Origin of the sequence: Ureibacillus thermosphaericus, from assembly GCF_012396605.1 — a bacterium.
GTDB lineage: Bacteria > Bacillota > Bacilli > Bacillales_A > Planococcaceae > Ureibacillus > Ureibacillus thermosphaericus.
Window position 1 is genome coordinate 1 of the sequence record NZ_JAAXPW010000009.1, and the last position, 13,496, is coordinate 13,496.

17 protein-coding genes and 2 riboswitches are annotated in these 13,496 nt (G+C 32.2%); of the genes, 8 read left to right on the top strand and 9 right to left on the bottom strand.

The annotated features are described in order from the left end of the window. Window positions 1-177 precede the first annotated feature (177 nt). From HF990_RS05500 to HF990_RS05535, 8 genes are all read right to left on the bottom strand, one after another. Complete coding sequence (locus tag HF990_RS05500; protein ID WP_168412187.1) at window positions 178-1,338, bottom strand: cation:proton antiporter; 1,161 nt, start codon at window positions 1,336-1,338, stop codon at window positions 178-180. A 217-nt stretch (window positions 1,339-1,555) separates the two neighbouring features. Next, complete coding sequence (gene thiE / locus HF990_RS05505; protein WP_016837843.1) at window positions 1,556-2,182, bottom strand: thiamine phosphate synthase; 627 nt, start codon at window positions 2,180-2,182, stop codon at window positions 1,556-1,558. Beyond that, window positions 2,175-2,990, bottom strand: coding sequence for a bifunctional hydroxymethylpyrimidine kinase/phosphomethylpyrimidine kinase (gene thiD, locus HF990_RS05510; RefSeq protein WP_168412188.1), 816 nt, complete (start codon window positions 2,988-2,990; stop codon window positions 2,175-2,177). The genes thiE and thiD overlap by 8 nt, the downstream gene beginning before the upstream one ends. A 2-nt stretch (window positions 2,991-2,992) precedes the next feature. After that, window positions 2,993-3,739, bottom strand: a complete 747-nt coding sequence (thiM, locus tag HF990_RS05515) for a hydroxyethylthiazole kinase (protein ID WP_016837841.1) — start codon at window positions 3,737-3,739, stop codon at window positions 2,993-2,995. 79 nt (window positions 3,740-3,818) lie between these two features. Then, window positions 3,819-3,920, bottom strand: a riboswitch (TPP riboswitch). Window positions 3,921-3,984: 64 nt separating this feature from the next. After that, a riboswitch (TPP riboswitch) is annotated at window positions 3,985-4,087 on the bottom strand. Window positions 4,088-4,226: 139 nt separating this feature from the next. After that, on the bottom strand, window positions 4,227-4,880 hold the full coding sequence (locus HF990_RS05520) for a reverse transcriptase-like protein (protein ID WP_016837840.1): 654 nt from the start codon (window positions 4,878-4,880) through the stop codon (window positions 4,227-4,229). Window positions 4,881-5,589: 709 nt separating this feature from the next. Then, a complete protein-coding gene (locus HF990_RS05525) occupies window positions 5,590-6,384 on the bottom strand; it encodes a carbonic anhydrase (RefSeq protein WP_016837838.1) in 795 nt (264 codons plus the stop codon). 226 nt (window positions 6,385-6,610) lie between these two features. Beyond that, on the bottom strand, window positions 6,611-7,375 hold the full coding sequence (locus tag HF990_RS05530) for a YqhG family protein (protein ID WP_016837837.1): 765 nt from the start codon (window positions 7,373-7,375) through the stop codon (window positions 6,611-6,613). Between the two features lie 41 nt (window positions 7,376-7,416). Then, window positions 7,417-9,027 (bottom strand): DEAD/DEAH box helicase, encoded by a 1,611-nt coding sequence (locus tag HF990_RS05535; RefSeq protein ID WP_050988838.1) that lies wholly within the window; start codon window positions 9,025-9,027, stop codon window positions 7,417-7,419. A 138-nt stretch (window positions 9,028-9,165) separates the two neighbouring features. Between HF990_RS05535 and HF990_RS05540 the strand changes: the two genes are divergently transcribed. From HF990_RS05540 to HF990_RS05565, 8 genes are all read left to right on the top strand, one after another. Further along, a complete protein-coding gene (locus HF990_RS05540; RefSeq protein ID WP_016837835.1) occupies window positions 9,166-9,666 on the top strand; it encodes a hypothetical protein in 501 nt (166 codons plus the stop codon). Window positions 9,667-9,721: 55 nt separating this feature from the next. Continuing rightward, on the top strand, window positions 9,722-9,928 hold the full coding sequence (locus HF990_RS05545; protein ID WP_096551049.1) for a hypothetical protein: 207 nt from the start codon (window positions 9,722-9,724) through the stop codon (window positions 9,926-9,928). Between the two features lie 41 nt (window positions 9,929-9,969). Continuing rightward, complete coding sequence (locus HF990_RS05550) at window positions 9,970-10,131, top strand: hypothetical protein (RefSeq protein ID WP_168412189.1); 162 nt, start codon at window positions 9,970-9,972, stop codon at window positions 10,129-10,131. A gap of 127 nt (window positions 10,132-10,258) precedes the next feature. Then, on the top strand, window positions 10,259-10,396 hold the full coding sequence (locus HF990_RS05555; protein WP_016837832.1) for a hypothetical protein: 138 nt from the start codon (window positions 10,259-10,261) through the stop codon (window positions 10,394-10,396). A 173-nt stretch (window positions 10,397-10,569) separates the two neighbouring features. Continuing rightward, entirely contained in the window at window positions 10,570-11,178 is a 609-nt protein-coding gene (locus HF990_RS05560; RefSeq protein ID WP_016837831.1) for a hypothetical protein, read from the top strand. A 274-nt stretch (window positions 11,179-11,452) separates the two neighbouring features. After that, window positions 11,453-11,575 carry a hypothetical protein gene (locus HF990_RS15185; RefSeq protein WP_016837830.1) on the top strand — a complete coding sequence of 41 codons (123 nt, stop codon included), beginning with the start codon at window positions 11,453-11,455 and terminating at the stop codon, window positions 11,573-11,575. Window positions 11,576-11,645: 70 nt separating this feature from the next. After that, window positions 11,646-11,768, top strand: a complete 123-nt coding sequence (locus tag HF990_RS15190; RefSeq protein WP_016837829.1) for a hypothetical protein — start codon at window positions 11,646-11,648, stop codon at window positions 11,766-11,768. 502 nt (window positions 11,769-12,270) lie between these two features. Then, window positions 12,271-12,435, top strand: a complete 165-nt coding sequence (locus HF990_RS05565) for an aspartyl-phosphate phosphatase Spo0E family protein (RefSeq protein ID WP_016837828.1) — start codon at window positions 12,271-12,273, stop codon at window positions 12,433-12,435. 117 nt (window positions 12,436-12,552) lie between these two features. Here HF990_RS05565 and HF990_RS05570 read toward each other — a convergent pair whose 3' ends face one another. Continuing rightward, window positions 12,553-13,326, bottom strand: coding sequence for a metallophosphoesterase (locus tag HF990_RS05570; RefSeq protein WP_016837827.1), 774 nt, complete (start codon window positions 13,324-13,326; stop codon window positions 12,553-12,555). Window positions 13,327-13,496: the final 170 nt, after the last annotated feature.

A 13,496-nucleotide genomic window follows, 5' to 3' on the forward strand; every position in this document is an offset into this window, starting at 1 on the left:
AGTTTGCCGCTCGCTTCCTTCAGATTCCGCGTCACCACGGACACCCTTGCGTTAAGCTAACTGTTACTTCTGCCTTCACAGTTCGGGACTTACACCCTATAGATTACACCCATGCCAGGCGCACTAATAAAAGGAGCTAACTGAAACCGGTTAGCTCCTTTTTAATTTCATTATTTATTATACTTGATGAGCTTCTTCCCTTTTACCGAAAATTAGCTTTAATAACGGTGGTGTTACTAAAGTCGTAACAATGATGACTACAATGATTGCTCCGTAAAACTCTTGAGATAATATGCCGCCACCTAGTCCAATAGAAGCCAGGATTAATGCAACTTCTCCACGAGAAATCATTCCAGCTCCAATTCCTGCAGAGGATCTCCACCCGAAGCCGCAAACTTTTGCTCCAAGAGCGCATCCGATAAATTTTGAAAGTACGGCAATGATAGAAAAGACGATAATAAACACAATTTGATCTCCAATACCATCAAAGCTCATTGGTAAACCGATGTTAATAAAGAAGAACGGTACAAAGATGCCATATGCAATTGGTGAAACACCGTGTTCAACTTCTTTTGCATATTTTGTTCTACTAATAGCTACCCCCATGAAATATGTACCGATAATTCCTGATACCCCAAGGAAATCAGCGAAATATGCAAAGGCAAATAATAATATTAAGCCCGCAGTAACAATCGGTTCAGTAACTTTAAAACCTTCAAAAAGATGCATAAACTTCGGAACAAGATATTTTCCAACAAAGTAAATGACAATAAAGAAGATAATTTGTTGAGCAATTACCCATGCGATATTTGTATCCGAGCCCACAAAAAATCCAATTGCAACAGCAATGAGAATTACTACAATTACATCATCGAGAACCGCTGCTCCAAGTAATGTAGCTCCTTCTCTACTATTTAACCATCCAATTTCCCGCAATGTTTGAACGGAAATACTTACGCTCGTTGCTGCGAGTAATAATCCTAAGAAGACCCCTTCAGAAGTTGGAATTCCAAATATTGGTGCAGCTCCCCATCCCATTAAAATCGGCATAATGACCCCTAAAACTGCCACTAGAGTTGCTGCTTTGGCATTTTTATTTAAGCTTTCTAAGTCTGTTTCAAGTCCAGCAAGGAACATTAATAATAATACTCCGATTTCACTGAACACATGAATTAATTCCGTTTGTTCTATCCATCCAAGAACAGCCGGCCCAAGAACGATACCCGCAATGATTTTGCCTAATACGGATGGTTGTCCTAGGCGAATGCTGATTTGACCAGCTATTTTCGCAACGAGCAACACGAGTACAATTTGTAAAATAAATTCAAATACATCCACAATAGTTACCCCCTTGTTGTAATAATAGATGGATGCAAAAAAAAGACATGGTGGTAGCCTTGTTGACAGACTCCACCATGTTTTGCTCCATATTAAAATACGTTTACTATTATAAACGAATTATATTATTATGTAAATTCCTTTTTTTCAGTTTATTTTTAAATTTTGTTATTCTATTTTGAGAAAAGTTACGATAGAATTACTTATTGTTATGATGTTACTTTCCCTTAAATTGCTGGACTGTCTGACTGCGATTATTGCTATTGCATATAGCGGAAATGACTGCTACTCCGTCAGCTCCTGCTTCTAATACCATATGTGCATTGAATGGAGTAATCCCTCCAATTCCGACAATTGGGAAATTCGGATACATTTTCCTTGCGTCCTTTAAAAAATCAACCCCAGCTGGCTTTTTGGCATCAGGCTTCGATTTCGTCTCGAAAATTGGACCAATCCCTACATAATCTGCCCCTCCTTCGACAGCTTTCACCATTTCTTCTTTATTATGAACGGAAACACCAATTATTTTGTGTTGAAACTTTTCGCGAATTTCTTCTATCGGTGTATCATCTTGACCAACGTGAATGCCATCTGCGTCGATTTTTAATGCAAGATCCACATCATCATTCACAATAAAAGGAACTCCATATTGCTTACAAAGGGATCGACATGCTCTTGCAAATTGTTCTAATTCTTTTCCCATTAACGGTTCATTTCCTTTTTCCCTTAGTTGAAAAATCGTAATACCTGCTTTTAAAGCATCTTCTAGCACTGATAGTGGGGACTCATTATTACAATTTTCCGTACCCATTATGAAGTAAACAGCTAAATCCGTTCTATTCAACAATTTCCACCTCTACATTAGCACCAAAACGGTGAGCAAAGTGATTTGTTGGGCCATGTCCACGTCCGATATTTAGTGGATTTTCAATTGCCATTTGAACAAATTTTTTCGCTTCGATAACGGACTCTTTTAACGAAAGCCCCTTACCTAAATTTGCTGTAATAGCTGCAGAAAAAGTACACCCTGTTCCATGGGTATGTTTCGTATCAATTCGTTTTGATTTTAATTGAAAGAAAGAGCCGTCTTGAAAAAAGACCGTATCAACAGCAGATGGACCTTCCAAATGTCCGCCTTTCATTACTACACAATTAACACCAAGTTGCAAAATCTTTGCTGCTGCTTGTTGAATGTCATCTGCTGTTTCAATTTTCATACCTGTGATTTTCTCAGCTTCTGGAATATTAGGCGTTAATACGGTTGCTATTGGCAATAATTCATTTTTCATCGCTTGTACGGCCTCATCTTGCAATAACGCTTGCCCACCTTTTGCAATCATCACTGGATCAACGACTATTTGAATATTTTTATCTATTAAATTTTTTGCAATCGTTTTAATAATATCTGCAGAAAATAACATACCTGTTTTTAATGCTTTCACTTCAAAATCTTGTAAAACTGTATTCAATTGTTGTTCCACAAATTCAGACGTTGCAGGATAAATACCTTCTACGCCTAATGTATTTTGAGCAGTCAATGCGGTAATGACAGATGTACCAAAAACATTTAGCTCCTGAAATGTTTTTAAATCCGCTTGAATGCCAGCTCCCCCGCCGCTATCTGAACCAGCAATTGTCAAGACAATATTCACAGTTATTCACCTCTTGAAATTTGATGTAATCCATTTAATATTTCAACTTGGAAGGAACCAAGGTATTTTTCTTTCGAAGCATTTTCAGCGACTTTTTTATAGTCAGCTAATACATTTCGAATATTTTCAAGTTTTCCTCCATCCAACGTTAATGCTGCAGCACAAATAGCACTTAATAAACAACCTGTTCCTGTAACTTGAGTCATTAACTCATGGCCACCACTAACTGGATAGTGTTCTATACCGTCAGTCACGAAATCTTCTTTTCCAGATACAGCGACAATTGCACCATACTTTTGAGCAGTTTCCTTAGCAACAAGGGTAATATCCATTTCTCCTTCTCCACTATCAACTCCTTTTGCTTGCCAATTAATTCCCGCAATTGCTGCTAATTCTCCAGCATTACATCGGATTAAATCAAATTTAATCTCTTTTAATAAATTTTTTGTAATTTCTTTACGATATGTTGTAGCCCCCGCCCCGACAGGATCAAGCACGACAGGAATGTTTAGTTCATTTGCTTTTTTGCCAGCTAATATCATTGCTTCTACTGAATTTTTATTTAATGTACCAATATTAATTAATAATCCGTTTGCAATAGCGACCATGTCTTCTACATCCAATGGCTCATCTGACATAACTGGTGAAGCTCCAATTGCAAGCAAACCATTTGCAGTAAAATTCGTTACAACGGTATTTGTAATACAATGAATTAATGGATTTTTTTTTCTTATTTTGATTAAGCTCATATATATCCTCCTATAATTGTAAAAATTTATGTAAAGAAAAAAGCTCCTTTGCACGGCGCAAAAGAGCTTTGAAAATAGAACACAATCTTTCATTGCTCCCTACGGCAGTGCTAACTGCATCAGGTTCTAAGGGTTAGGTGATATCACCTTCTCAGGCACTTGGCCACCCCTGCAATTATCATATGAAATAAAAAAACTCTCCAAGTTTGGAGAGCAACAATACACATAATCATAATAAAATTCATACGATAAGGTATTTTGCTCCCTACGGCAGTACTAGCTGCATCAGGTTCTAAGGGTTAGGTGATATCACCTTCTCAGGCACTTAGGCCACCCCTGCAAAATTTAATAATTTTTTTGTTGTTATGAAAATTATAACACATTTTCATTTTATTTTTTCAAATAATTTAATAGAATTTAAAAAGATTGCTAGATAAAACAGCTAAATCACTTAAATTCTAGATTGAATGTCACAAGTTTTTCTCGATTAATCTAACTCTATTTTTCCTTCAATTATGGTATTATTCAATGCTTGAGTTGCTAATCGATCGACTTCTTCATTCCCTTTTCGCGAAACTAATTTAAATTCAGATTTGATTCCTAGTTGATTTAATTTTTCATCAATTTTATTCGCCCAATTTGTTAATTCTTTTTCATAAATAGGCCATTCTCCACTCATTTGATTAATAACAACCTGTGAATCACCAATGAATCGAACAGTTTGATGATGAACGCCTATCATTTCTAACTCTAGAATACTTCCGTATAAAGCCGCATATTCCGCTTCATTATTAGATTTTAAGCCAAGTTGCATTAAATTTTTTCTAGTTCGATAAGATTTTCCGTTTTGTTCAAAATATATGGCAAATCCTAAACCGGCTTTTTGACTTTCTAAATCATAACCACCATCAAAATACACTGTCACATTGGATGGCTCAGTTTCGATTTCCTTTAAATATTTTTTTATTTCTTTAACAGACCATGTACTGTCATATTGATCAATAAAGGTCATATGTTTTACTTTTCCGGTTTTCTTTAATTCTTCGGCAATCAATAGGGCTTGAACTGGCGGCATTTCATCTGATCGAAAAGTTGTTTCCAATCCTTTATGATGATACGTCCATTCAATGGTTATTTTCATGAATATAACCTCCCTGTTCCTGTTTACTTCAACAATTCGATATGTGCACTAATGTAGGCTTTGGTTTTTAATTTTTTTTATGAAATGTAATCGAACATAACGAAACTTCAATCGCTTAATTCGATTATACATGATACGAAAAGATGAGCGGATGTTTGAATAATCTTCAATGAAATCGAGAATGACATGTTCAATCATAATGAAGAACCATAATATAAGGAAAAGAACAAGGATTACACCATCAAATAATTTTGTGACTATCAAGTAATATGAATAGAAGAAGTATTTAATCGTTATAAAGATGAAGCTAACTGTGATGATAACTATTGGAATATATCGAAACAACAAAGTTTTTTTTGTGAAAACCATAAGGAGAAAACTTACAATACAACAAATCAAGACAAATATTACAGTTAACATATTAATAATCATTCAATTCACCTCACTATGCAACTGGATGAAGGAAATTACCACTTTTTTAGTTATTTTTTTCCTTTAATAACAAAAATATTCAATAACGTGAGGCATTTTTAAAACAGTAATCATAAAACGATTTATGAGCTTAATTAACACAAAAAGGAGCGATACCGCCCCTTTTTCTTTAACCATTTAAAATTCTAAAAATCAAACCATAAAATATTCAACATATTTATAAAGTGCTTTTCAATGTCAATCGTTCACATGGTTTGAGGAAATATCTTTAGGATATTTAATTGATAGTTATTTTAAAAATTTTCCTGTCATTCGTTGGTTGTATAGGTCGATTCGTATGACCGAAAACATCTCTAAACATTGTAATTTGTTCAATTGAAAATTCGATTGGCTCTTCAAATACAATCCAGTCAACCCCTTCTTTACAAGGAGGTGTCGTCAAAGAACCGGAATAGTAATACCCTTCCCTTACTTCAGGAATTAATTGTAATAAATTGAATGAATCCATTTCTTTTTCATTCATATTTTCATCTTGTATAAACTTCCATATTTCTTTAATTGCTTCGTTTTCTTCTCCAGATTTTATAAATACCGCTATTACAGCATGGTCGCCTTTTTCATTTTCGTGTACGAGATGTAATTCCATATCATAGTTTTGATTTTCGATTTGATGTTCACTTGGTAAATGGAAATGGAAGGAATGAAATTTGTATTGTTCATTATCAACCGAAATAAAACTTGTATTCGATTTCGAATATACTTTAAACTGATTTCTTTGTTTTATTAGTACAACAGGTTCCTTTTCATAATGTATGTTGATTTTTGGGGCATCTTCAAGAAGAACATTCTTGTATTCAATTTGTATAGGTGATTGCATTGTTCCTTTTTCACAAGCATGAACTTCCAATTCTTTTGAAATCTTTTTTTCTTCATCAGTATAAGAAACTTCTTTGAATGTATAGTCATTTTCTCCTGGTGATTGTTCAATAGTTGATTTTTGATAAGATAGATAACCAACTACACCAAGGCACAATGATAGCAAAAAAATCACAATATAATAGTTTAACTTCATCAATATTCCCCACCCATTTTTCCATTTTTTATTTAACTTAACCAAATAGATGATTGATTTATACTTCGGTCATGCTATATAGCACCATTCCCTTGTTTATAAACTTAATAGAGCTTGATTAAAAATACATACTTGCATGAGTGGGGAGCGGAGAGTCCAAGCCGCAAAAAAATAGTAGTACTTACCATAGCTTTGGTTAGTACTACGAAAATTAGAATGATTTCATTTATTTTAAGTAAAACAGTCCCCCGCTAACGATTTCAATTTTAATTCGAGGTTGAAATCGCTCTTCTAACGCTTTTTTCTCTATTTCATAAATTTCTGGTTTGTTTTCTACATCTTCATAAAAATGATCTAATATTTCTTGTTCCCTTTTCCATCGTTTTTTTGCCTCATCCGCCCAAGATAAATCATCATTTGCAATATAATTTTCAATTGCTGTTTCCAAACGTTCAATCGCCCTCATTGGAGAAACAATATAAGGTAGGCAATATGCGTTTTTTGGCAATTCATCCGTTAACTGCAACGCACATAATATATCTTGGAAGTCACTTTTGACGCTGCCATGAATTAAGTTAATTCCTAAAGAAAAGAGCAATTCCTTTGTTTGGTCTGTATGATAAGAAACTTTAAAATTAGCACCAATCCATGGAAATAAACTTGCTCCTTCAATATCTTCATACATTTGAACAAAACAGCCTAAGTCTTTCGTGGCTTGAAAAATTTGATGCATTCGCATCGACCCATAATGAATATATTCACCACGAATGTTTAAATTCTCTTTTTGTTTCGTAATAAAGGTTACTTTTAATGGGTTTGGCTCTGCTTTTGTACTTTCAATAAATTGCCAATAAAAAGGACGATTCATTATACGTTTATCGATATCAGCTGTTAATTGAACAGTTAAATAATCGGATGTTTCATCTTCAATTTTACAATTTGTCTCTATAAAAAATGTTCGTAAATAATGATGGATTTGTTCAGCTATCATTCTTTTGCTCCTCCCAATTCGAGAAGTTTGCATTGGAAAATTTATGTGAAGCCTAACTGATCTTCTAAACCGAAATCTTCAAAATGGAAATTTGGCACAAAACTTGGAGAATTGTATATTGGCTCTTCCACTTTGTTTGATAAGATATCATCTATTTCTCCCACAACTTTTTCAAAGACATCGATTTTATTTGTTAATAAGTCGATGATGCGATCTTCAATTGTATTTTGAATAGCTAAATTGTAAATATATACATCTGATTGTTGACCAAAACGGTGTACCCGGCCAATTCGTTGTTCAATTTTCATGGGATTCCAAGGTAAATCAAAATTTACAACATGATGGCAAAATTGAAGGTTAATCCCCTCGCCACCTGATTCTGTTGCTATTAATACGTCAGCGTAATCTTTGAATAATTGCCTCATCCAATCTCGCTTATTTTTACTAAACTTTCCGTTAAACAACACACTTTTAATTCCTTTTTGATATAAATACCATTGTAAATAGTGTTGTGTTGCTCTATATTCGGTAAAAATAATGACTTTATCTTTTGCCTTTTGAATAATTTCATAAGTTTTTTCTGCTTTTGAATTGATTTCTAAATTGGACATTTTCTCTATAATTTCTTCTATATAATCTATTTCATCTCTACTTTGCATCTTCTCTTTCATTTTCACTAATGTTAAATATGCTGCTTCTTTACTCGAGCACATTTCTTTTAATAGTGTTGTCATAGCAAAAGAATTGGCAAATACACTTGTGCGTTCCTTTAATTGTTGAATCATTTCGTAAACTTCTTTTTCTTCATCAGTAAATTGAATTGGAATTGTTTCAACATGTCTGCCAACCCACTCAATGCCCGTATCTTGCCTACGATTTCGAATCATCACTTGATTCACTAATTCTTTTAAGTATTCATCTTCCTGTAAGCCATTTTTCCCTTTTTTGAAATATGATTGGAAACTTTCTACATTTCCTAAGTGACCAGGTTTTAATAAGGAAACGAGATAAAAAATTTCAAAAATGTTATTTTGAATTGGTGTAGCAGTTAGCAATAAACAAAATTTCTTCTTTAATCCTTGTACAAATTGATATGATTGCGTTTTATTGTTTTTTAATTTGTGAGCTTCATCAATAATAATCATGTCATAGTTCTGTTCGTAAATCTTTTCCCGATATGGACTCCGTTTAGCCATATCCATACTCATGACAACAAAATCATATTGTTCGAAGGGAACATTCTTTTTTCGACAACCAATGGCAGGAATAAAAAATTTTGCGTTCAGTTCATCAACCCACTGAGTAAGTAATGATGCCGGCACTAAGATTAATGCTTTTTTTACCAGTCCTCTTAGAATATATTCCTTCAAAATTAAACCAGCTTCTATCGTTTTTCCAAGTCCAACTTCGTCCGCTAATATTGCCTTTCCATTCATTTTTTCAATAACCGTTCTTGCTGCATCTATTTGATGTTCGAGAAATTGTATGTTTGTTAAAAATTTCGGAGCTTGTAAACCTGAAAAATCTGTAATTAATTGATCTTTTACGACCTCATAAGCCATTTTGTATAGCATCCAATTATCCCAAGGGCCTCCCTTTTCAAGGCGACGTGCAAACTCCTCTTTCCATTCTGAGGATTTTTGAATCATCATGTCAGTTCACCTCTCTTATTGTTCATTAGGTTGTCCAAAATTTATAAACATATGATGATTCTATTGCCAATAAACCAACATTTTAGGATAAAAATTTTTCCCTTTCGCAAAATAAAAATTAGAAGCGAGGAGAAAGAAATGAAAAAATGGTTGTTCATCATCTTAATTGGAATATTTCTTTTGATTATTTTTTTTCCTGGATATTTTACGGATTATTCTCAATCTAAAGAATTTGAAGCATTGTATGAAACATTAGACGATAAATTTTTTCCTTTAGTAGATTGTATTAGTGATCACCTTAGTAAATCAGAAGAGAAAATGAATCAATTGCAATTTACAACGTTTTATGTATTAGAAGGAGGTATGGAAGAAAATTTAGAAATGCAACAAAAAATAGTTGAGTTGAAGAGTGAATTAATGAATTTTAATGTTCAATATCCAGATACCATTGCATTAAAAGAAAATGTTATTCAGCAATTGAACGTGTTAAAAAAATTGCTTGAAAAAATGTATAACGCACCACCCAATCTAGATGTAATGAACTTTCAGATGTTTCAAAATGAATATGAGAAAGATATTGAAATTCAATCACAATTGTTAGAAAAAATGGATTATATTTTAGAAAAAAATTACGAGTAAGTTCCAATTATAAAATAACCCGATAAGAGCAAATTAGGGCTAGGAGGTGAAGAATATGAGCAAAAATAATAAGAAAACGATTAACGAAAGAACTCACAATCCATTTGAAACTTATAAACACTTGCATAAAAACACAACTAGTCATGCTGAAAATCCAGAAGATCCAACAGTGGAAATTTCAGAAGAATTCGATTCAAAAGTAAAAAATAAAAACAATAAAACAAATCACGATAAAACTCAAAAAGCAAATAAAAATATTTAACCCTTTCTTTTTAATTCTCCTGTCCATTTGGAGGTTATCAAATGAATAAAAATCAAATTATTTTCATGAACCAGTCCCACCGCAACTTTAATATGTACATTGGTCATAAGGAAAAATTCGATTTTTTTAAAGATGTTATGTCAAAACAGCCTCCTACAGAAGATGAAAAAATTATTTCCCTTGATAATTATTTAAAAAAATAATTGTTAACTTTGTGAAAAATATTTTATGAATAAAATGTGAAATACTTCACTAATCGTTTCTTTATGTGATTGAAAAGGAGTACAATCAAATCAAAGTTGATATATAAATATAATGGAGGCGTTAATGATGTGGGTCGTCACACTATTTGAGGAAGAAAATTTCCGCATTTATGAATTCGAAACGAAAGAAGAAGCAGTTAAAGCTATGGAAGAGTTACAATTGCCAGCAATCCTTTCCTTCACAAACTTGACTCTTGTAGCTTAAGTCATTTTCATAAATATTAGCAATAATTATTTGGAGCAAATAATGCTCCTTTTTTTATGCTTTTTCTTGCTGAATATACCAATAAACGTCACTTTTTTATTTGCGAATTTTGGGAACGATAAAAGTGTAAGGTTAAAAATATTGAAAGCTAAAATCTTTGTGAGGTGATCAACATGAAAAAAAGATTTTATCTATTCACTTTCCTTTTAACCTTTGGACTTTTATTGTTCCCTTTAGGAGCCGAAGCCCATTATCATTCAAAATTTTTACAGGAATATGAACAATTAGATAATGAAAAAAAGCAACAAGTGGATAAAATCTTAAATGATTTGCATTCTGAATTAGAGAATTTAGGTGTGAAAATTCCGCATTTAAATGCACATCTAACGTATTCTCAATTAGATGAAGAAACGAAAGAACAAGTAAAACAAATTATTAAGGAATTAGAAGAAGGTAAAATTACTTCTGAACAGGCAGATGAAAAACTGTATAATTTAGGCGTCATCTCCCCTAAAGATGAGAAATGTAAAATTTACGATGGACTAGATGAGGGAACAAAGCAAAAGGTAAAGGAAATTATGAAACAAATGAAAAGTGGATCCATTACGAAAGAGCAAGCAGAAGAAAAACTAAAGGAATTGGGCGTTGAAATGCCAAAAGAACCACAATTAGATGAAGAGACAAAAGAAAAAGTGAAACAAATTGTTGAAGAAGCGGAAAAAGAATTCGAAAATTTGGGTATTGAATTTCCAAAAGAATTTTATAAACGAATTCTTGAATAAATTGAACAACAATCCAGCGAATTGTTACATTTTCGCTGGATTTTAAACTAATAGTAAATTTTATTAATAAAATGTATATTCATAAATTTTTGTAAATTTCTGATGAAAACGTCATCATATTGAACAATTTGTGAAACAATTCACTTTCTATTTTCTTTCTCATATATTAGGTGTACAATGAATTTGAAATTGATATATAACAATTTAACTGTTTATTAGAAAGCAGCAAATTGTTATATAACAAAATTATTTTGTGAAGGAGTTTGATCCCAAGATGTGGGTGCTTACTGTATTTGAAAAAAATTCTTATCGTATCTTTGAATTTATTGAAAAAAATGAAGCAACATTAGCACTTCAAAAATTCGGTCATTCAGCGTACTTGTCCTATACAAAATAATGAGTAGTTATAGTCATTGACAATAGATTATAAATAAATTATTTCTTGGTAAATTAAGGAGGCATTTTTTATGTGGGTTGTAACAGTTTTTGATGCAGACTCTTTCCGTTGTTTCGAATATGACTCTAAAGAAGAAGCAATTCGTACACTTGAAGTATATAAAAATAAAGCAATCTTATCATTCACAAATTAATGAGTATTCTTACATTTAGTCATTTAATAAAAGAGAGCCTGGCCAAAAAGAGCAAAACTTTTTGGTCAGGCTCAATTACTTATAAATATAATTCTTTCCCCTTTTAATGGTCACATCAAACGTCATCATCGTCGCTATTTTTCTAAGTTTGTATGCTTTGCTATCAGTCGTAAAGAGAGGCGATTCAAATCAACTTTTCAAGAGCCCAATCCTATTTAGAAATCCCCTTCTCTAATCTAAATTCATCACTTATAATCAATATCTCATCCCCTTCAACTTTGGATTTGGATGAGATTTCATTGAATTATATTATTACCTACAACAAAGATATATACCCCATTTTCTATTAGTTAATCCTATTAAATTGTGACAAATTTGTGAAAATCTATTTTTCCTCCACAATCCGACATTTTTTTTAATCTAAATAGTATACAATGAAGGAGCTTCAACACCATATATGAAAAATATCAAATTATGAACAATATTTACTGGAGGAATAAAAATGTTTAACACGCTGTATAAAAAAGTGTTAAAAGTTGTAATAGAAATAAAAAGAAAAGATATGTATCGAAAAGCACAAGAACTAGGATTCACCCATCCAAAAGTAGTAAATTGCAGCCAACAGTTAGACTATTTACTAAATAAGTATACAAAACAAGCGGCATAATTTATTAACTTAGGAATCATCCATTAAGTTAATTCGTTAATTATATAGGTTTATTATATATTTCTAAAAATACCCTTCAAAACCTTTTCTATAAGGTTTGATGGGTATTATTTTTCTTTATTTTAAAGGATTCTCTTTTGCACCTGAATAGTCTCTTTTAGCCTGAACAAATACAAATTCTTTTTCAGGATACCGATAAGCCGTTAACTTCCCTCCAAAAACAACTCCTTGATCAATATTAATTGTATTATTCATAATTAGCGGCTCTGGTTTTGGCTCATGGCCCCAAATAACAAGCAATGAACCTTTATATTGCTTATACCACTCACGACGTATTGGTTTCCCTTGTTCGTCCATGCCAGCAACATCGCCATAGCGGCAAAAATTTTTGATTCTATTGGATTCTTTACCGATAAATTCTTCTCGTATACCTGCATGCACACAAACGACTTTTGGATGCCCTTGATCTGTTAAGATATAATGTGAAGGTACGTTCATTAGTAAGTCTTTGAATTGATTTTTTAACTTTTTTGTTTTTTCTATACCATGTATTTTTTCATATTGATTAAATTCTTCTTCTACTTTTTCATCACCATGTTTTAACTGCACTTTTCTTCCATCTAGCCAACGGGCAATTTTCCAACCGTGATTACTATCAATCATATACGTGTTTACATTGTAATGTTTTAAAAAAAATTTCATCGTATCAATCGATTTTGGTCCCCTACTCATGATATCTCCAAGAGAAATAATTTTTCTCCCTTTTGGATGAGCGTATAATCCTTGTTCATTTTTTTCGTAACCTAATTGATGCAACATTTGAATCCATTCATCAAAACATGCATGGATATCTCCTATGATGTCTACTCCATTTCCTACTTCAATATACATTGATAGTTTGCCCCTTTATTTTTTAAATTTTTATAAATTATTGTATATTATTTAATGAATAAAACACTTTATTCGTTAGAAATTTTTTAATTGTTGACACTTTTTAAAATTTCATGCATATTAATTAACAAATATACCACTAAATGTTTATATAGCAATCAGCTTAACGA

Coding starts and splice junctions, on each gene's coding strand:
- thiM (WP_016837841.1), bottom strand. CDS start 3,739: ATGAGCTTAATCAAAATAAGAAAAAAAAATCCATTAATTCATTGTATT.
- HF990_RS05520 (WP_016837840.1), bottom strand. CDS start 4,880: ATGAAAATAACCATTGAATGGACGTATCATCATAAAGGATTGGAAACA.
- HF990_RS05525 (WP_016837838.1), bottom strand. CDS start 6,384: ATGAAGTTAAACTATTATATTGTGATTTTTTTGCTATCATTGTGCCTT.
- HF990_RS05530 (WP_016837837.1), bottom strand. CDS start 7,375: ATGATAGCTGAACAAATCCATCATTATTTACGAACATTTTTTATAGAG.
- HF990_RS05535 (WP_050988838.1), bottom strand. CDS start 9,027: ATGATGATTCAAAAATCCTCAGAATGGAAAGAGGAGTTTGCACGTCGC.
- HF990_RS05540 (WP_016837835.1), top strand. CDS start 9,166: ATGAAAAAATGGTTGTTCATCATCTTAATTGGAATATTTCTTTTGATT.
- HF990_RS05545 (WP_096551049.1), top strand. CDS start 9,722: ATGAGCAAAAATAATAAGAAAACGATTAACGAAAGAACTCACAATCCA.
- HF990_RS05550 (WP_168412189.1), top strand. CDS start 9,970: ATGAATAAAAATCAAATTATTTTCATGAACCAGTCCCACCGCAACTTT.
- HF990_RS05555 (WP_016837832.1), top strand. CDS start 10,259: ATGTGGGTCGTCACACTATTTGAGGAAGAAAATTTCCGCATTTATGAA.
- HF990_RS05560 (WP_016837831.1), top strand. CDS start 10,570: ATGAAAAAAAGATTTTATCTATTCACTTTCCTTTTAACCTTTGGACTT.
- HF990_RS15185 (WP_016837830.1), top strand. CDS start 11,453: ATGTGGGTGCTTACTGTATTTGAAAAAAATTCTTATCGTATCTTTGAA.
- HF990_RS15190 (WP_016837829.1), top strand. CDS start 11,646: ATGTGGGTTGTAACAGTTTTTGATGCAGACTCTTTCCGTTGTTTCGAA.
- HF990_RS05565 (WP_016837828.1), top strand. CDS start 12,271: ATGTTTAACACGCTGTATAAAAAAGTGTTAAAAGTTGTAATAGAAATA.
- HF990_RS05570 (WP_016837827.1), bottom strand. CDS start 13,326: ATGTATATTGAAGTAGGAAATGGAGTAGACATCATAGGAGATATCCAT.